The sequence below is a fragment of the Gallaecimonas pentaromativorans genome, from assembly GCF_003751625.1.
GTDB classification, from domain to species: domain Bacteria; phylum Pseudomonadota; class Gammaproteobacteria; order Enterobacterales; family Gallaecimonadaceae; genus Gallaecimonas; species Gallaecimonas pentaromativorans.
The window spans coordinates 315528-333034 of record NZ_RJUL01000006.1; the positions used below are offsets into that span (position 1 = coordinate 315528).

A 17507-nucleotide genomic window follows, 5' to 3' on the forward strand; every position below is an offset into this window, starting at 1 on the left:
CAGCCATGTCATCGTCATTTGTCCTCCCTAGAGTAAAAGCGGTTTTACCTCACTACCCTAAGGGACAAGGACAATGAAAAAACTGCTGTTAGCCGCTCTGCCCTGCCTGCTGGCCAGCCAGGCCCAGGCCTTTACCCAGGAAACCCACAAACGCATCGTGCTCGATGCCGTGGCCTACATGAAAGCCCACCCCGCCGCCACCCAATACGCCCGGCTTGCCCAATACGCCACCCAGGCCGGCCTGAGCGTGGACCAACTGGCCGAACGCCTGGGCCAGGGCGCCTATGACGTGGACGACTTCGAAGACACCTACCTGTGCGGCGCCGTCACCGGCGATTGTGTCAGGGCGCCGCTGTGGGGCACCTTGAGCAGCATCGTCTCCTACAGCTCCTACTGGCACTTTCAAAACCACACCCAGGGCCCCGACGCCCACGGCAACGACTTTGGCGGCTACAACTACGCCAAGCTCACCGTGTCTGGCGATGTCGACAACCTGGCTGCCGCCTGGCTGAGCGGCGATCACTTAGACGATGGCCCCGGCGGCCAGGGCGGCTGGTTTGGTGACGACTCCGAGTACAACAGCTACGGCATCACCGAAGCCCACTACCGCCAGGGCTCCACTTCCAGCTACAGCATGTACAAAGACTTCGAGACCATGCCATTCCAGCCCATCGATAACCTGGCCCAGTACTGGTACGGCCGTTATCTGGCCAACCACAGCGTTGACGCCTTGGGCTACAGCCTGCACGCCACCGACCTCCTCCAGCCCCACCATACCTGGACCACCTCGGCCCTGAATCACTCGGGCTGGGAAACCTGGGTGCGGGATTATTACGACAGCGAGCAGCTCTCCAGCGACAGTCTAGTCACCGAGGCCCTGGCGGACTTTGACACCATCAGCCCAAGCGAAGACGACATTCGCCCCCTGCTCACCGAAGGCGGCGATATCTCCTACAGCCAGGGGGGCCTGGTGCTGAACTCCCAGGACCACAATGAGCGGGTGATGATTGGCCGCATCGTCATTCCCCACGCCATCGCCATGGTGGTCAAGGTGCTGAACCATGCGATGCAGCGTTAACCTGCTTGGCGCCTTGGCGCTGATATTGAGCGGCCCCCTGTGGGCCGCTTGCCCCACGGCGGATCTGCTGGCGCGCCTGGCACGGATGAGCAAATTGCCGCAACAGGTTGTGGCGGCGCAGCTCGCCGACGACGCCCTGCTTGGCCCTTATGCCAGGGGCCATTTTGACGATACCGTGCACCAGCCCAGCCGCGTGGGCAGCAGCCACCAGCGCCAGTTGGACGAGCAGTGGCTGGGGCTCATTACCCCGGATATTGAAAATCGCGCCAGCCGCGCCCGCCAAGCGGCCCGTTTTGACGATGACGGCCTGCACCTTAAAGGCCAAAGCTGGGGCCCGGCCAGCCTTAGCGGCCTTAACCTGCAGCAGCGCCTGGCGCTAAAGGATGGCGACAACGCCACCTTAGAGCACCTTCTTTGGCAGCAGGCGCTAGTCACACTCGCCCCCAACTGGCTCAAAGAAGCCGGCTGGCCAGAGGAGAAAATAGCCTGCTCCAAAGCCTTGGTGGAAAACCGCCTCGACAGGGTCTGGCTGATGCAGCGCCTGGGGGTATCAACCGACCCGCATCACCCCAGCCCCGCCCTCGATGCCCTGGCCAAGGCGGTAAGCAGCGATGATATTGCCGCCTACTACCAAGCCCACCAAGGGGATTTTCGGCAATTGGCCGCGGTGGACGCGCGCCTTTTTGAGGCGGACAGCGCGGCGAACATTAACCACCGGCAGCCTGAGATAACCCACCTCACCCGGCAAGAGGCCCAGGGCCAGGTGCTAAAAACCTTGGCCTTTGTGACCCCGGAGCTGGGCCGCTCGGCGGTTATCCGCCTGCCTTCTGGCCGCTATGGCCAGGTGGAAGTGCTAAAGCGCCACTACCAGCAGCTTGCGCCAGATTCGGAATCAGTGGCCTTTGTGGCCCGCCAGGCCATCGCCAAGGCACAAGCCAAGGCCAACTGGCAGGCGCTGCTGGTTAAGCTTCGCCAGGAGGCGCAATGAAGGTTGCCATCGCCCTTTTTAGCTTGCTGGCCGCCCTTGGCTGGTTGTTCTGGCCCAAGGCACAGCTCGCCTTGCCGCCGCCAGCAACAAAGCCTCAGCCAAGGGTTATTACCCCCGCGCCAGTTATCACTGCTGCGCCTTTGCCAAAGGCCGCCCAAAAGGCGCAGCAGCCACCGATAACAGCCAAACCATCGGTGCCTCTTAGGGACCCGCTGGCGCCCGGCATCAAAGCCCATCAGCCGGTGGCGCCGCAGCCCCTTGGCGACCCGGAGCAATACCTTGAGGCGGAAAATGCCCGCCACCAGGCGCTGCTGGCCGACTTTGCCAAAGCCGCCCGCCCCAAGATAGCCGAGTTGGAAAGGCTCATTGCCAAAGGGCGGGCCGAGGGCATCAGCGCCGGGCAGCTTGCGAAGGGAGAGCGCAAGCTTGCCGCCCTCAAGGCAGCTCTGGCGGCGGTGGAGGCAAAAGCGCCCATTCCCCGGCTGGCGCTGCCTTAGCAGGCAGGCGCGCGGCTAACTCGTTGTACCGGCACGGCATTTGCTTAAGTACGGTTTCTGGTGTCAAGTTCCCGCCGCAGAGGAACACGGCGCCCAATAAGCCGTACTTTTAAGGAATGTTATGCGCGAAGTGAAATTCAGATGGGTCGATAAATACCTGGTCCATCTTAAACTCCAGGAAAAGCTCTTTTTGCTGTTCGGGCTGCCGATGCTGATGATGGTTATCCTCGCCGCCATTGGCATCAGCCGCGATTTCACCGCTTTTGAGAACGAGCAGCGCCACCAGGCCCGCTCCGAAGTGGCGGTACTGGCCCGGGTGCTTACCAGCCTTGACCAGCAACAGGCCATAAAGGCCGTTAAGGACGCCGGCAGCAACCTGGCGCTTTTTGACGGCAGTGGCCGCCCCTTTGGCGGCTTTTCCGGCGCCATGGCCGGCGAGCTTGACCGGCTGGAAGGGAAAACCCGGATTGAACAGGGGCAAGTGCTCGCCGCCGCCTCGGTACCGGGCAAAAACTGGCAACTGGCCATGGCCCAGCCCCTGCAAAAAGCCGCGTTTTGGGACACCAGCAAGGATTACTTCATTCTGATGGCCATTGCCCTGGTGGTGCTGGCCTTCATCACCTACTACGTATCCACCTTTATCGGCGGGGCGCTGTTTAGCCAGGTACAGGCGCTGACCAAAGTGGCCGAAGGAGACCTGACCTTTCGCCTTAACTTCTTGCCGGTGCGAGACGAGTTCTCGGCCCTTGCCATTGCCATCGACAAGCTGGCCGAGCGCCAGCACCGGTTGGTAAAACTGGTCAAAGAAAGCTCCGATGCCCTGGCAGGCTCTGCCGACCTGTTCGGCACCGAAGCGGCCAATACCGACCGCCTGGCCCAGTCCCAGCGCCAAAGCCTGGATTCTCTGGCCACCGCCATGGAAGAGATGAGCGCCACCGTCAAGGAAGTGGCGCGCCATGCCGAAGACGCCTCCGGCGAAACCCAGCGCGCCTCCAACGAGTCGCAAAAGGGTACCCACAACATTCAGCAGACCATCGGCGCCATCGAGGCCCTGTCGCGGGAAATTTTTGATGCCAGCAGCGCCGTGGCCAAGGTTAACGACAACGCCAGTCACATCGACGAAGTGGTGACCACCATCAAGGCCATTTCCGAGCAAACCAACCTACTGGCGCTAAATGCCGCCATCGAGGCGGCCCGCGCCGGCGAGCAGGGCCGAGGCTTTGCGGTGGTGGCCGATGAAGTGCGCACACTGGCGGCCCGCACCCAGCAGGCGACGGTGGAAATTCAAAAGATGATTGAGTCCTTGCAAAGCGGCACCGGCGAGGCCATTCGCATCATGGACAAAACCGTGCAGCAGGCCGAGCACAGCGGCACCTTGATTGCCCAGGCCGGACAAGATCTCAGCACCATCAATCGCCACTCCGAGCAGGTGTTCTCGATGATGGCGCAAATTGCCGCCAGCGCCGAAGAGCAAAGCGCCGTGGCCGAAGACATTGCCCACAACATCTCCTCGGTGCGCCAGCAGTCTTTGGAGGTGGAAAAGGCCGCCAAGGACAACGCCGACGGCACCCGTGAGCTCAACCGGCTGTCGGGTTCCTTGGCCGACATCCTCAAAGGCCTGAAGATCTAAGCAAAGCCGGGCACTGCCCGGCTTTTTATTTGCTACAATCTGCGCCCCAAAATCGTCAACAAGGCAGCCTTATGCCCCGCAATGCCCTGGTTCTGGCCGAAGGCCGTGAAAAGTCCGTAAAACGCCGCCACCCCTGGATCTTTGCCGGTGCCGTGCACCACAGCAAAGGCAAACCCAAGGCCGGCGACACCGTGGAGATTTACAGCCACGACGGCACCTGGCTGGCACGGGCCGCCTACTCCCCGGCCTCGCAAATTCGCGCCAGGGTCTGGACCTTCGATAAAAACGAAGAGGTAGACGCCGATTTCTTTGCCCGTCGCATCAATGCCGCCGACCAGCGCCGCCGGCCCATGGTGGAGCGTGAAGGCATCACCGGTTACCGGGTGGTAGCGGCTGAATCCGACGGCCTGCCCGGCATCACCATCGACCGTTACGACAACGTGCTGGTCTGCCAGCTGTTGTCCATCGGCGCCGACAAATGGCGCGATGCCATCGTTGCCGCCTTGAAGGCCCGCTTCCCCGGCTGCGTTATTCATGAACGCTCCGACGTGGAAGTGCGCCGCAAAGAAGAGCTGGTGCCCCTGGTGCAAACCCTGGCAGGGGAACTGCCCGGCAAAGTGGCTATCGTGGAAAACGGCATCAAGCTGTGGGTGGACCTTATCCAGGGCCACAAAACCGGCTATTACCTCGACCAGCGCGATAACCGCGCCGCCGTGCTGCCCTATGTGGAAGGCAAAGAGGTACTGAACTGCTTTTCCTACACCGGCGGTTTTGGCACCTACGCCCTTAAAGGCGGCGCCAAGCATGTGACCCAGGTGGACGTGTCAGAATCGGCCCTGGCCCTTGCCCGCGACAACCTCAAGCTCAATGGCCTGGATGAAAGCCGCTGCGACCTTATCAAGGAAGACGTGTTTGCCCTGCTGCGCCGCTACGCCAGCGAGGGCCGCCAGTTTGACGTTATCGTGCTGGACCCGCCCAAGTTTGTGGACTCCAAGTCCAGCCTTAAAGGCGCGGCCCGCGGCTACAAGGACATCAACCTGCACGCCCTGAAATTGCTGCGCCCCGGCGGCATTTTGCTGACCTTCTCCTGCTCGGGCCTGATGGAGCAAAGCCTGTTTCAAAAAATTGTCGCCGACGCTGCCTTGGATGCCGGCCGCGACGCGCAAATTCTGCGCTTTTTAAGCCAGTCTGCCGACCACCCGGTCAATGTCCACTACCCCGAAGGCCTCTACCTGAAAGGCCTTGTGGTACAAGCCAGCTAAGAAAAAGCCCCGCGACGCGGGGCTTTTTACTCTTGAGGCTCGAAGTTCACAGCCAACATGATGGCGTCTACATAACTCGCCATACTTATCCTTTCATATGCACCTTCCACTCTCTCCTTCAAGGAGAATGCAAAGTGATCTTTATATAAAGGAACGTTAAAATGAGGCTTTATCTCGTAAAAAGACGGTGATTGGCGACACAAGCAAAGCAATATTATCTCTTTGATTTTCTTTGGGTATATCTGGTCTCCAAACGCGATATCTTTGTTAAGGCTTTTTTCATTTATATCTAATAACACATCAGCGTATGTCCTTGGCAGAGCTCTAACGGCTGCTGTTTCCTGAGCAATTATCAGCATTAACAACATAAAGTGATCAAACTCGGGATTAAACCTTAAGCATGCAACAAACCTCTCTAGGACAGCTGTTTTTTTACGCATCTCCCAGTTGATGCTCGATAGCAATTTGCTAAGCAGCTCCAAATCCCCTGAATTCTTATCTACTGTTACGCGATGGTTCTCCATGAAGCGCTTGAGCAACGGTTCTGGGAACGCCGTCGCCGCCAAGTGGTAGGTCTTATCAAAGAAGCGTTCAAAGTAGTGTTCAGCATCAAAGCCAGCCCCATAGAGGCCCTGAACCGTGTGCTGTAGCTGGTTGGTATTGGTGGCCAGCACAAAGACCCAGTTGGGAATATTGAAAAGATGCTTGATAACTTCCAGCATCTCGACCGCGTAGGTAGGGCGGCAGCGGTCCAACTCGTCAATAAAGACGAATACCGGGACTGTCATGCCCTCTTGTTGAACCAGTTTATCGGTTAGCTCAGTCATGGCTTTGCCAAAGACGTCGATGGCTTCCACTCTTTCTTTTTGATCTTCAAGCAAACGCTCGGCCACACTTTCAGTGGCATCCCCAGCCCCGTCGGCAAGAATGTCCTGCACTTTGTCAGCAAAGTCATCCGCTGCTTTTCCCGCCGCCAAGCGGGCCAGCATCTTCAGCAGGAAGGGTAAACCGGCCTTTAATAAAGGCCCCAGCTTGGAAGTGGCCTGCTTTAAAGAAGTTTTCACCCCTTCATCCGTTAGCTGCGCAGATAACTGACGCTCAATATCTGAAAGCAGCACCGGCAAGGGATCGGCAATAAAGTCATGCCGCCAAGCATCCACGTAAACCACAGGGTGGCTTCGGGCTTTGACCAAACTTCGCCAGCATTTTAGAAATGTCGTTTTACCAGCACCCCATTCGGCATTGAGGTTGAGAACAAAGCCCTTTGATAGCCCCTTTCTTGCTGTATTAGTTCTGGCATTCGCTTCGCCAACCAGATAGCTGGTGAGAAAAAAGGCGGTTTGCTCCCTGTCGAGAAAACAATCTTCCTCAAAACACCAATCTTCCAGTTCCTTATCAAAATCTGCCATTTTCGCGTCGTCCCTGGCCATGCTTTGCCCTCAAGAAGTATTAGTTCATGCTGCCACGCTCGCCCCTTAGTAAAAAGCCCCGCGATGCGGGGCTTTTTACTAACCCAAATCCTTGGGCACTCGGCCATCATCAGCTTGGGCCTCGGGGTCGGCGCCAAAGGCCAGTAGCAGGGCCACCAGCTCCGGGTGTTGTTGGTGGTAGGCGCTGTGCAGCGCGCTAAAGCCGCCGGCCTGGCGGGCGTTGACCTCGGCGCCAGCTTCTAACAATGCCTGGGTGCAGTTAAGGCGGCTTTCGCGGTCGCTACCGGCTACCGCCGAGTGCAGCGGCTGCACCTGTGAGTCATTGGCCGCGCTTTGGTTGACCTCGGCGCCAGCGCCCAGCAGCTCCTTTAGCGCTTCAAATGCGCCGAAAAAGGCGGCCAGATGCAGCGGGCTAAAGCCATCGCGGGCCAGTAAAGACACCAGGGCGCCGTTTTCGGCCAGCACCCGCTGGATGGCCCCGACGTCGTTAAGGGCCGCCGCTTCCCAGATATCTAAATCGACCCTTGCCGCCAGCTCTTTGGCCAGCAGCGGCTGGCCCTGGTAGCTGGCATAGAGCACCGGGCTGACGCCCTCTTGGCGGCAAGCAATAAGCCCGGGGCTTTGCTTTAACAGCTCGAAGACCTTGATCTCGTTGCCCTGCCCTATGGCGTTAAAAAAGCTGGCTTTGTCCACAGAGACTCCTTTTATTCGGCTTTTCATAACCTTAGCTGCAAATAGAAAAGGCGCCGCAAAGGGCGCCTTTTCGTCAGCCAGCTTTGGCCTTCTCTTCCATAAAGTTCCAGATGCGCTTGTCGGAGATGGGGTAAGGGGTGCCCAGCTGCTGGGCAAAATAACTGACCCTCAGCTCCTCTATCATCCAGCGCGCTTCTACCAGCCAGCTAGGCTCGCTAAGGCCCTTGGGCACCTTGGCGCGATATTGGCCCAGTTTGTCCTGCACGTTCTCTACCTTGCCCTGGTGTACCCGGTCACGGTTGGGGTCGATGGGCAGTTTTTCCAGGCGCCGCTCTATGGCGTCAAGGTAGCGGGTAACGTCTTTTAAGCGCGCCGCGCCGGTGGCGGCAACAAAGCCCTTGAACACCAGGCCGTCGAGCTGGGCCTGGATATCGGCCTGGGCCCGCACCATGGTGAGATCGGTCTTGCCCTTGAGGCGCTTTTTAATGGCGTTATGGCGCACCAGGATTTGCTCCACCAGCTTGGCGATGTCCACCACGGTGTCATTCAGCTCGGCCCGCACTTTGTCTTTAAGGGCCACAAAGGCGGCTGCGTCGCGGCAATCAATGCCTTGGATAAGGCTGTCGACGGCGGCGCTGATGCAGTCATCAATCAAGTCGCCAATCTTGCCAAAGGGGTTGAAGTAGAGCCCCAGCTTGGCCTTGTTGGGCAGGGTGTCCTGCAGGTGCTTGATAGGCGACGGCACGTTCAACAGCAGCAGGCGGCGCAGGCCCTTTTGCTGGGCATCGAGCTGCGCGGCAGGGCTGTCAAAGAGCTTGACCGCGACGCTGTCTTTTTCGTCCACCAGCGCCGGGTAGGCTTTGATTTCCAGGCCCTGGCGCTTTTCTACAAAGACCTCAGGCAAGGCGCCAAAGCTCCATTCGGTGAGCTTGGCTTTCTCGATACCGGGGGTGGCCACTTGCGCCAGGGTTTCTTTGACCGCGCCCTTGAGCTTGGCTTTAAGCGCCAGCAAGTCGCGCCCTGCCGCCAGCTCTTTGCCGGTCTCGTCCAGTACCGAAAAACGCATTTTAAGGTGCTCGGCAATGGCCGATTGCTCCCAAAGCTCTACCTCGGTGCGCACCCCGGTCATTTGCCGCAAGGTGTCGCTGAGCTTTTCAATCAGCCGCCCTTCCAGCGGCGCCATGCGGCCAAGGGCGGCCTGGGCGTAGTTGGGAGCTGGCACAAAGTTGCGGCGCACCGGCTTGGGCAGGCCCTTAATCAGGGCAATCACCAGCTCTTCGCGAAGGCCCGGCACCTGCCAGTCAAAACCTTGGGGCTCCACCTGGTTAAGGGCCGCCAGCGGCAGCTGCACCGTCACGCCGTCGTCGTCCTGGCCCGGCTCAAAACGGTATTTGAGGGGGAAACGCAGGTTGCCCTGGGCCCAGCTGTTGGGGAAGGCGTTTTCGGTAACGTGGTCGGTGTCCTGGGCCAGAAGGTCTGCTTCGGTAAACAGCAGCGCCTGTTGGGCCTTCTCATCGGTGCGGCGCCACCAATGGTCCAGGGTGCGGCCGTCAAAGACGTTTTGGGGCAATCTGGCGTCGTACAGTGCGAACAGGGTGTCGTCTTCCACCAGGATGTCGCGGCGCCGGGATTTATCCTCCAGGGCCTCCAGGCTCTTGATGAGCTGCTGGTTGTGCTTGAAGAACGGCAACCGGCAACGAAACTCCCCTTCCACCAGGGCGCTGCGGATAAAAATAGTGCGCGCCTCAATGGGGTTAATGCGGCCAAAGTCGATGCGCCGGCGGGGGATAAGCACCAGGCCGTAGAGGCTGACCTGCTCGTAGGCCACCACGTTGGCGCGGTTTTTCTCCCAGTGGGGCTCAAAGTAGCTGCGGTTGACCCGCTCCCCGGCCAGCTGTTCGGCCCATTCCGGCTCGACCCTTGCCAGGGTGCGGGCAAAAAGGCGCGAGGTCTCGGTAAGCTCGGCGGCCATCAGCCACTTGGGCTTTTTGTCGATGGTAGAGCCCGGGAACGGCAAAAATCGGCTTTGGCGGGCGCCAAAATATTCCCGTTCTTTGTCTTTAAAGCCGAGGTTGGACAGGTGCCCGGCCAGCAAGGACTGGTGAATGGCCTCGTAACTGGCCGGCTCGCTGTTTTCTTTAAAGCCCAGCTCGTCGCAGAATTCGCGCAGCTGTTCGGTCAAGTCCTGCCACTCGCGCATGCGCACGTAGTTTAAGAATTCCTTCTGGCAAAGGCGCCGCCACTGGCTGCTCGACAGCGCCTGCTGCTGGGCCTCGGAATAAGCCCAAAGGTTCACAAAGGCATAGAAATCGGACTCGGGATGGGCAAAGCGCCGGTGCTGCTCGTCGGCCTTTTGCTGGGCGTCCAGGGGGCGCTCGCGCGGGTCCTGGATGGCAAGGGCCGCGCTGATAATAAGCAGCTCTTTTAGCGCGCCCCGTTTGGCACCTTCCACCAAACAGCGGGCCAGGCGGGTGTCTACCGGCAATTTGGCCAACTGGCGGCCGATGTCGGTAAGCTCGCGCCCGTCAATGGCGCCCAGCTCGTCCAAGAGGTTTAGGCCGTCTTTAACAAAGCGGCTGTCCGGCGCTTCCACAAAGGGGAAGGCTTCGATGTCCCCCAGGCCCAAAGACAGCATTTGCAGGATAACGGCGCCGAGGTTGGTGCGCAGGATCTCCGGCTCGGTAAATTCCGGGCGGCCGGTAAAATCCTCTTCGCTGTAAAGGCGGATACAGATGCCGGGCTCGGTACGGCCGCAGCGGCCCTTACGCTGGTTGGCGCTGGCCTGGCTGATGGCCTCGATAGGCAGGCGCTGCACCTTGGTGCGGTAGCTGTAGCGGCTGATGCGGGCCGTGCCCGGGTCAATCACGTACTTGATGCCGGGCACCGTCAAGGAGGTTTCGGCGACGTTGGTGGCCAGCACAATGCGCCGCCCGCCGTGGGAGGCAAAAATGCGGTTTTGCTCGGCGGCAGAAAGCCTTGAGAACAGCGGCAAGATCTCGGTGTGGCGCAGCTTTCGCTTCTCAAGGGCATCGGCGGTGTCGCGAATTTCCCGCTCACCGTTCATGAAGATCAGGATGTCGCCCCGAGGGCCTTCGCGGAACAGCTCGTCCACGGCGTCAAAGATGGCCTGGAGCTGGTCCTTTTCTTTTTCTTCGTCAGTAATGGGGCGATAGCGCACCTCCACCGGGTAGGTGCGGCCAGAGACTTCCAGCATGGGAGCGTCATTGAAATGCCGGGAAAAACGCTCAGGGTCTATGGTGGCGGAGGTGATGATCACCTTGAGATCGGGGCGCTTGGGCAAAATGGTGCGAAGGTAACCCAGCAGGAAATCGATATTAAGGCTGCGCTCGTGGGCCTCGTCGATGATCAGGGTGTCGTAGCGGCGAAGCAGCTTATCCTTTTGAATTTCGGCCAAAAGGATACCGTCTGTCATCAGCTTGACGCAGGTTTGGGCGCGGGTGTGGTCGGTAAAGCGCACCTGGTAGCCCACCAGACCGCCCAGCTCGCTTTGCAGCTCTTCGGCAAGGCGGGTGGCCACGGCGCGGGCCGCCAGCCGCCGGGGCTGGGTGTGGCCAATCAGGCCGTCCACGCCCCGGCCCAGTTCCAGGCAAATTTTCGGCAACTGGGTGGTTTTACCCGAGCCGGTTTCGCCAGCGATGATCACCACCTGGTTCTCGCTGATGGCTTTTTTGATGTCTTCTCTTGCCGCCACCACCGGCAGCTGCGCCGGGTAATCTAAGTGCAGGCTGCGGTTTTTACGGGCCAGCAGGCGCTCGCGGGCTTTATCCACTTCCTTTTGCAACATGGCAAGGGTAGCAGCGCGCTTTTGCTCGTCCTTTACCTTATAGGCGCCTTCAATACGGCGGCGCAGGCGGCTGCGGTCAAGACTGGGCACATCTTCAAGGGAAATTTGCGGGGCAGAGTCAGACATCAAGTTCGCTTGTGGCTAAATAGAAACCGCACAATGCTACTGGATTGTCGCCCGTTGAGAAAGGTAAAGGCCAGCCTGGTTGGGCAGGCTGGCCTCGGCAACCAGGGTTAGCTGGCTTTGTAGCAGTCGTGCATGTTCTTATCGATGGCCAGCAGCACCTGGCGGCGGTTGATGATGCCTACCAGCACCCCTTGCTCTACCACCGGGTAGATCTTCGGTTTTTGGGCGGTCATCTGCTGGGCCAGCTCAAAGACCGAATCATTGGGGCCAACGGTGAGCACCTGCGTGCGCATGATGTCGGACACCTTGGCCACGGTCTCGCAGTGGTAACTGCACTCGATGAGCTTGGCGAGAAAGTCTTGCTCGGACACAAAGCCCACCAGGCGATTGCCGCTGTCCACCACCGGCGCGCCGGTTTGCTGGCCAGCCAGCAGTTTTTCAACGGCGGTGGCGATGGGCATTTCCGGGTGTAGACTCAGTGGCCGGTGCTGCATGTGGTCTCTGATAATGAGTGATTGCATAGTGAGCCTCTTGTGTTGTCTCCCCTAATACCTAAAGCATAGGCCCGTATCGTTGCTGCGGTTGTAATTTAGCCGGGCCGTCCCCACCTTGGTAAAAAGACCAGAACGGAATCCTCCATGGCGATACTGACCCTCATTGTGCTTGGCCTGCTGCTGATCGCCTGGTGGCTTTACGGCGACACCTTCAAGCAGCGTTATTACCGGCAAAAAGAGCGCCCGCTAGACCAAAACCAGCGCCGCCAGCTGGCCTATGACATGCCCCTCTACCCTCGCCTACCCAAAGCCCAGCGCGACAAGCTCGACACCCTGATGCGCGCCTTTTTAAGCCGGGTGGAATTTATCGGTTGCGACGGTTTGGTGGTAAGCGATCGCATGCGGTATCTGGTTGCGGCCCAGGCTTGCCTGCTACTGATTGGCCGCGACGAACCGGCCTACCCCAACGTGCACAGCGTTTATCTCTTTGAGGGGGATTTTATCAACAAGATGCCCCAGTACCTGCCGGGCGGCATTGTCGATACCCAAGGCAAGCACCTGGCAGGAGAATCCTGGGGCAATGGCCGGGTGCTACTGAGCTGGCAGGGCTGCCTGCGCTCGGCGGCCCACCCTTTTGATGGCGAGAACCTTATCGTGCACGAATTTGCCCACCAGTTGGACCAGGCCAAGGGCCTTGCCACCGGGGCGCCCTTGCAGCGCTCAGTGCCAGATGCTGCCCGCTGGCAGCAGGTGTTTCGTGAGGCTTTTATCCGCCACTGCGAGGCGACCTTTCATGGCCACCGTGGCCTGATTGACCCTTACGGCGCCACCAACCCGGCGGAGTTTTTTGCGGTGGTGTCAGAGGTGTACTTCGAGCAGGGCCTAGCCCTCAGCGAGCAAGAACCGGCCATGTATGAGCTGCTGGAGCATTTTTACGGCATCAACACCCGGCTCTGGCATTAAAAAAGCCGCCCCGGTGGGCGGCTTTTTTAGTCGTGGCTGCAGTGCTCGTCGCACTCGTGTTCGTCGGCTTCCAGGGTTTGCACCAGTTTGCCTTTGTAGAACACCCGCACCCGGCGCAGCGGCGACTCGTCGCTTTCCAGGGCGCTGATAAGGCCACGGGCTTCGCGGTTAAAGCGAGCCAGGGCTACGTCGCGCTGGGACAGGTTGGTTACCAACAGGCTGCCGCCTTCGGTGCTGACCAGCAGCTGGTCGCCATCCTGCCAGCCGAAATCGGCGATAACGTCCGGTGCCAGTGCCAGCTCGTCCTTGCCCAGAACTTTGAGTTCCGGGATCAGGTATAGCTGGGGGCGATTGACAACGGTTTTGGCCTGCTGACGCGGCTTAAGCATGGGTAACTCCCCTGAATGTAAAAATCGCGCCATGATAACGGCTTAACCGGCGTTAGGAAACAGCGGCCGTTAAAACCAGCGCCGCCACCACATCACCAGCCCCGAGATCCCAAGGCAGCCGCCCATCAACATGGAGACCCACAGCCAGCCGTCTTTGTCTTCCACCCAGGGCAAGCCGCCAACGTTCATGCCAAAGTAACCGGTAATAACCGACAGCGGCAGGAACAGCGCGGTGATGATGGACAACAGATACAGGGTCTTGTTCATCTGGGCGTCGCGCTCGGCGTTCATGTCGTCGCGCAGCAGTTTGACCCGCTCGCGCAGGATGTTAAGGCTCTCCAAAAGCCGGGTCATGCGGTCTTGCACTTCCAAAAGCAGGCGCAGGGCGTCGGCTTCTAAGTCGTCTTCGAGGTCGTCGGTCAGCTCTTCGAGCATCTCCTGCTGGGGCTCGATGTAACGGCGCAGGCTCAAAAGACGCCGGTCGAGGTTCAAGATGGGGCTGCGAAGCTCGGGCTTACTCTCAAGCCAGGCCATTTCCATATCCAGCAAGCCTTCGGTTAGGCGCTTTAAGTGCTCATCTGCGCCACGCACCAGGTTTCGAAGAATATCCCCCAGCACCGCCCAGGTGGAGGTGCCTTCCGAGGCCCGGCACAGTTTGTCGCTGGCCTCTGATACCGATTTAAGGCTCTGCCCGGCCAGGGTAACCAGGTTACGGTCATTGACCAGGCAGCGGATGGACACCATATCCTCGGCTTCCTTGCCGGGATTGAAGTTGATGCCGCGCATGATCAGCAGCAAGGTGCCATCGGTGTCGTATTGCCAGCGCGGCCGGGTTTCCTCGGCTAGGGCCGCTTCCACCAGGTAACGGGGGAAGCATTTTTTCAGCAGCTTGCGGCTTTGGTCCTGGTTGCGATCCAGGTGCAACCAGGCCGGTATATCGTCGCCCACAGCATTAACGCGGGCGCTTTCATCCAAGGGTTGGCGGCTGTCGAGCCAGTATCCGTATTCATTCATCCTGTGGCCTGCAAAGCTTCCTTGGGTCCAGTAAGTCTTTGAGCTGGGCTTCGCCCAGGTCGGTTTCTTCCTTGGCCACCTCCAAGATAGGGCGCCCTTCGGCATAAGCCTTCTTGGCGATGGCCGCGGCCTTAAGGTAGCCGATCTCGCTGTTGAGCGCTGTTACCAAAATGGGGTTTTTATCAAGGCTCTCGTTGACCCGCTCTTGGTTGACGCTAAAGCCGGCAATGGCTTTGTCGGCCAGGTGTTCGCAGCCTTTGGCAAGGATATCCACCATCTGGTTGAGGTTATGGGCCAGCAGCGGCAACATCACGTTGAGCTGGAAATTCCCGCTTTGGGCGGCGATGGTATTGGCGCTATCAAGGCCGATAATTTGGGCGCTGATCATGGCCAGGGCCTCGGGAATAACCGGGTTGACCTTGCCGGGCATGATGCTTGAGCCCGGCTGCAACGCGGTGAGGCTGATTTCCCCAAGCCCGGCCAGGGGGCCTGAGTTCATCCAGCGCAGGTCGTTGCTGATCTTGGTGAGCGCTACCGCCAGTTGGCGCATGGCAGCCGAGGCCGCCAGGGGCGCTTCTACCGCCGCCATGTGGGCAAAGGGCCAGTCGTGAGCTTCCACATGGATGTGCATCCGCTCGCTAAGGCGCACACAGACGCCGCCCGCCAGTTTGGGGTGGGCATTGATACCGGTGCCGACCGCGGTGCCCCCTAAAGGCAATTTTGCCAGCCGCTTAATGGCGTGGCGGATGTCTTCTTCCACCTCTTCGAGCTGCACCTGCCAGGTGGTGAGCTCCTGGCCGAAGGTGAGCGGCATGGCGTCCATCAGGTGGGTACGGCCGGTTTTTACTACGTGCTCAAGGCTCGCCGCCTTTTTCTCGATGGTTTTGATGAGGTGATTGAGCTTTACCAGCAGCACCTTCTCAAGCCCGGCCAGCACCGAGATTTGCAGCGCCGAGGGCACGGTGTCGTTGGAACTCTGGCCCATGTTGACGTCGTCATTGGGCTGCACGCCATTGCCGGCAAGGCTTGCTATCACTTCGTTGACGTTCATGTTGCTGGAGGTGCCGGAGCCGGTCTGGAACACCTCCACCGGGAAGGCCGCCAGGGGTTTATCGGCCAGCAGCTGGTCGGCCGCCTTGATAATGGCCTGGGCCTTGGTGTCGTCCAGCAGCCCCAAGGTCAGGTGGGTTTGGGCGGCGGCGCGCTTGATCTCGATAAGGGCGGCTAAAAAGCGCCAGGGCATGGTTTGCCCGGAGAGCTGGAAATTGTCGACCGCACGCTGGGTTTGCGGGCCGTAGAGGGCATCGTCAGGCAGGCTGACTTCACCCAGTGAGTCTTTCATTACTTTTGCCATGTCATTCCTCCGTTTTCAGTCACCCTGCCACGATGCCAAGGTGTTGTCATCTAAGAGATTTATCAGCATTAAGGTGGTTTGGGCCGCACCGGCCAGAAACACAGGGTTCAGGCGGTCTGCGGTATCGGTGCGATTGTGCCAATCGCTGTGGGTGTCATTGCCAAGGTACAGATAAGGAATGTGGGCCTGCCGAAAGGGGGCATGGTCAGAGGCTTGACGCCAGTCAGTGTAAAGGCTCGAGCCCTGCTGTTGCTGGCGCCGGTCGTGGCCCGGCTTGAAACACAGCGGTGCCGTGGCGGCAACAGCCGCCACCAGCGGCGCCAGCATGGGGTTGTCTTTGGTGCCGGCGCCAAAGAGCACCGGGCCGCGCCCAACCATGTCGAGGTTTATCACCAGCTTGGGTAGCGTAAGAGGCGGCGCGGCCAGCAGCGCCTTGGCCCCGAATAGGCCCCGCTCTTCGCTGTCGGTGGCGATAAGGGCAATATCACGCGCGGGCAGAGCCCGGGCCAGTGCCAGCAGCACTGCAACCCCCGAGGCGTTGTCGTCGGCGCCGGGGTAGCCCGGCCCCAGGTGATCGTAATGGGCCAGCACCCAAAGCTTGGGCTGGCCACGCCAGGCAATGATGTTATGCTCGCCTTCGGCAATAGCCTGGCGCTTGACCCAAAAGCCCTGGCGCAAAAATCCGGCAATGATGTACTGCTGCGCCAACTGGTGCCCTGGCGTTCCCGGGCGGCGCCCGGCCATGCTGGGCGCACTCAAAGCCTCGACATCGGCCATCAACGGGGCTGGGTCCAGACTTGGCTGTAACGGGCGGCAAGGCTGAGACTGGCAGCCGGCCAGTAGCAGCAGCCCCAAGATGGCAAGGCGCATTCATTAAAAAAGGGCCCGAAGGCCCTTTTTGTCAATGCTCGCGATACCCCACCGTCAGCGGCTGGCTGCGGTTTTCCGCCAGCAGGCTGTTGAGGCGGTCGGGGTAGTCGGTTTCGATGCCATCGACCCCCAGGCTCAGCATGCTTTGCAGCGCCTGGCGTGAATGGGCGCCCCAGGCAATCACCTTGAAGCCCTGGCCGTGGGCCTGGGTGAGGAACTCGGGGGTCAGCAGGCTGTAGTAAACCTGCAGGTAACTGACCTTCATGGCCAGGGGATTGACCCGGCGAATTTCGTCGTCCAGCAACAAGTTAAAGCGGGGAGACCAGCCAAAAAAGCCGTAAAGACGCGGAATATCGGGGGCAAGAGCGGCGAACCGGTCGAGAATGTCTGGATCAAAGGATTTGATGATCACCCTGTCTTGCATCTGGTAGGTGCGAATATGGGCCAGCACCTCCTCTTCCATGCCTGGCTCTTTGAGCTCGAGGATAAGCCGCGGCGTGCGGCTGGCAAGGGCTTGCATGACTTCGGCCAGGGTGGGGATCCACTCGTCCTGGTATTGAGGGCCAAACCAGGCGCCGGCATCCAGGGCGTTAAGTTGGGCCAGGGTAAGATTGCTGACTTTGCCGTGGCCGTTGGTGGTTCTGTCGACGCTGTCGTCATGAAACACCACCAGGGCGCCGTCTTTGGCCCGGCGCACATCCACTTCGATGGCATCAACCCCCAGATGCACCGCTTTTTCAACGGCAGCCAGGGTGTTTTCAGGGGCCAGGCCCGCCACCCCGCGGTGGCTGATGACCATGACCTTGGCCATGGCCGGCATGGCAAGCAACAGGACACTGGCCAGCAAGGCGGCTTTGTATTGTCTTCCCACGTTGATCCCTCAAACCGGGGTTAAGCCCCGTTTATTTTTTTGT

The 17507-nt window shown here is 59.7% G+C and carries 15 protein-coding genes; 6 read left to right on the top strand and 9 right to left on the bottom strand.

What is annotated here, in order from left to right:
* Positions 1–73: 73 nt before the first annotated feature.
* The 5 genes from EDC28_RS12955 to EDC28_RS12975 all read left to right on the top strand — a co-directional run bounded on the left by EDC28_RS12955 (position 74) and on the right by EDC28_RS12975 (position 5455).
* On the top strand, positions 74–1078 hold the full coding sequence (locus tag EDC28_RS12955) for a phospholipase C/P1 nuclease family protein (protein ID WP_050659373.1): 1005 nt from the start codon (positions 74–76) through the stop codon (positions 1076–1078).
* A complete protein-coding gene (locus EDC28_RS12960; protein WP_123421884.1) occupies positions 1062–2066 on the top strand; it encodes a hypothetical protein in 1005 nt (334 codons plus the stop codon). Before EDC28_RS12955 ends, EDC28_RS12960 begins: the two co-directional genes overlap by 17 nt.
* Positions 2063–2563 (top strand): P-loop NTPase family protein, encoded by a 501-nt coding sequence (locus EDC28_RS12965; RefSeq protein ID WP_050659371.1) that lies wholly within the window; start codon positions 2063–2065, stop codon positions 2561–2563. The genes EDC28_RS12960 and EDC28_RS12965 overlap by 4 nt, the downstream gene beginning before the upstream one ends.
* A gap of 121 nt (positions 2564–2684) precedes the next feature.
* The gene (locus tag EDC28_RS12970; protein ID WP_123421885.1) at positions 2685–4193 is read left to right on the top strand and encodes a methyl-accepting chemotaxis protein; all 1509 of its coding nucleotides are present in this window, start codon (positions 2685–2687) and stop codon (positions 4191–4193) included.
* A gap of 71 nt (positions 4194–4264) precedes the next feature.
* On the top strand, positions 4265–5455 hold the full coding sequence (locus EDC28_RS12975) for a class I SAM-dependent rRNA methyltransferase (RefSeq protein WP_123421886.1): 1191 nt from the start codon (positions 4265–4267) through the stop codon (positions 5453–5455).
* A gap of 26 nt (positions 5456–5481) precedes the next feature.
* Here the strand turns inward: EDC28_RS12975 and EDC28_RS12980 are convergent, their stop codons facing one another.
* From EDC28_RS12980 to EDC28_RS12995, 4 genes are all read right to left on the bottom strand, one after another.
* The gene (locus EDC28_RS12980; RefSeq protein ID WP_123421887.1) at positions 5482–6885 is read right to left on the bottom strand and encodes a KAP family P-loop NTPase fold protein; all 1404 of its coding nucleotides are present in this window, start codon (positions 6883–6885) and stop codon (positions 5482–5484) included.
* Between the two features lie 78 nt (positions 6886–6963).
* Positions 6964–7578, bottom strand: a complete 615-nt coding sequence (locus EDC28_RS12985; RefSeq protein WP_170164121.1) for an ankyrin repeat domain-containing protein — start codon at positions 7576–7578, stop codon at positions 6964–6966.
* Positions 7579–7651: 73 nt separating this feature from the next.
* Positions 7652–11509, bottom strand: a complete 3858-nt coding sequence (hrpA, locus tag EDC28_RS12990) for an ATP-dependent RNA helicase HrpA (RefSeq protein WP_123421889.1) — start codon at positions 11507–11509, stop codon at positions 7652–7654.
* Positions 11510–11616: 107 nt separating this feature from the next.
* The gene (locus EDC28_RS12995; protein WP_050659366.1) at positions 11617–12030 is read right to left on the bottom strand and encodes a CBS domain-containing protein; all 414 of its coding nucleotides are present in this window, start codon (positions 12028–12030) and stop codon (positions 11617–11619) included.
* Between the two features lie 117 nt (positions 12031–12147).
* On the opposite strand from EDC28_RS12995, the gene EDC28_RS13000 reads away from it, so the two are divergent.
* Positions 12148–12966, top strand: coding sequence for a M90 family metallopeptidase (locus EDC28_RS13000; protein WP_123421890.1), 819 nt, complete (start codon positions 12148–12150; stop codon positions 12964–12966).
* Positions 12967–12992: 26 nt separating this feature from the next.
* Here EDC28_RS13000 and EDC28_RS13005 read toward each other — a convergent pair whose 3' ends face one another.
* The 5 genes from EDC28_RS13005 to EDC28_RS13025 all read right to left on the bottom strand — a co-directional run bounded on the left by EDC28_RS13005 (position 12993) and on the right by EDC28_RS13025 (position 17464).
* A complete protein-coding gene (locus EDC28_RS13005; RefSeq protein ID WP_123421891.1) occupies positions 12993–13355 on the bottom strand; it encodes a hypothetical protein in 363 nt (120 codons plus the stop codon).
* Between the two features lie 69 nt (positions 13356–13424).
* Entirely contained in the window at positions 13425–14369 is a 945-nt protein-coding gene (locus EDC28_RS13010) for a CorA family divalent cation transporter (protein ID WP_050659363.1), read from the bottom strand.
* Positions 14362–15723, bottom strand: coding sequence for a class II fumarate hydratase (locus EDC28_RS13015; protein WP_123421893.1), 1362 nt, complete (start codon positions 15721–15723; stop codon positions 14362–14364). Before EDC28_RS13015 ends, EDC28_RS13010 begins: the two co-directional genes overlap by 8 nt.
* Before the next feature lie 15 nt (positions 15724–15738).
* On the bottom strand, positions 15739–16593 hold the full coding sequence (locus tag EDC28_RS13020; protein ID WP_123421894.1) for a M28 family peptidase: 855 nt from the start codon (positions 16591–16593) through the stop codon (positions 15739–15741).
* Positions 16594–16624: 31 nt separating this feature from the next.
* Complete coding sequence (locus tag EDC28_RS13025) at positions 16625–17464, bottom strand: glycerophosphodiester phosphodiesterase (protein WP_050659360.1); 840 nt, start codon at positions 17462–17464, stop codon at positions 16625–16627.
* Positions 17465–17507 lie beyond the last annotated feature (43 nt).

Excerpts from the sequence above, each read along its gene's own strand:
- EDC28_RS12965 (WP_050659371.1), top strand. The coding sequence starts at position 2,063 with ATGAAGGTTGCCATCGCCCTTTTTAGCTTGCTGGCCGCCCTTGGCTGG.
- EDC28_RS13010 (WP_050659363.1), bottom strand. The coding sequence starts at position 14,369 with ATGAATGAATACGGATACTGGCTCGACAGCCGCCAACCCTTGGATGAA.
- EDC28_RS13020 (WP_123421894.1), bottom strand. The coding sequence starts at position 16,593 with ATGCGCCTTGCCATCTTGGGGCTGCTGCTACTGGCCGGCTGCCAGTCT.
- EDC28_RS12975 (WP_123421886.1), top strand. The coding sequence starts at position 4,265 with ATGCCCCGCAATGCCCTGGTTCTGGCCGAAGGCCGTGAAAAGTCCGTA.
- EDC28_RS13005 (WP_123421891.1), bottom strand. The coding sequence starts at position 13,355 with ATGCTTAAGCCGCGTCAGCAGGCCAAAACCGTTGTCAATCGCCCCCAG.
- hrpA (WP_123421889.1), bottom strand. The coding sequence starts at position 11,509 with ATGTCTGACTCTGCCCCGCAAATTTCCCTTGAAGATGTGCCCAGTCTT.
- EDC28_RS13015 (WP_123421893.1), bottom strand. The coding sequence starts at position 15,723 with ATGGCAAAAGTAATGAAAGACTCACTGGGTGAAGTCAGCCTGCCTGAC.
- EDC28_RS13000 (WP_123421890.1), top strand. The coding sequence starts at position 12,148 with ATGGCGATACTGACCCTCATTGTGCTTGGCCTGCTGCTGATCGCCTGG.
- EDC28_RS12960 (WP_123421884.1), top strand. The coding sequence starts at position 1,062 with ATGCGATGCAGCGTTAACCTGCTTGGCGCCTTGGCGCTGATATTGAGC.
- EDC28_RS12995 (WP_050659366.1), bottom strand. The coding sequence starts at position 12,030 with ATGCAATCACTCATTATCAGAGACCACATGCAGCACCGGCCACTGAGT.
- EDC28_RS12980 (WP_123421887.1), bottom strand. The coding sequence starts at position 6,885 with ATGGCCAGGGACGACGCGAAAATGGCAGATTTTGATAAGGAACTGGAA.
- EDC28_RS12955 (WP_050659373.1), top strand. The coding sequence starts at position 74 with ATGAAAAAACTGCTGTTAGCCGCTCTGCCCTGCCTGCTGGCCAGCCAG.
- EDC28_RS12970 (WP_123421885.1), top strand. The coding sequence starts at position 2,685 with ATGCGCGAAGTGAAATTCAGATGGGTCGATAAATACCTGGTCCATCTT.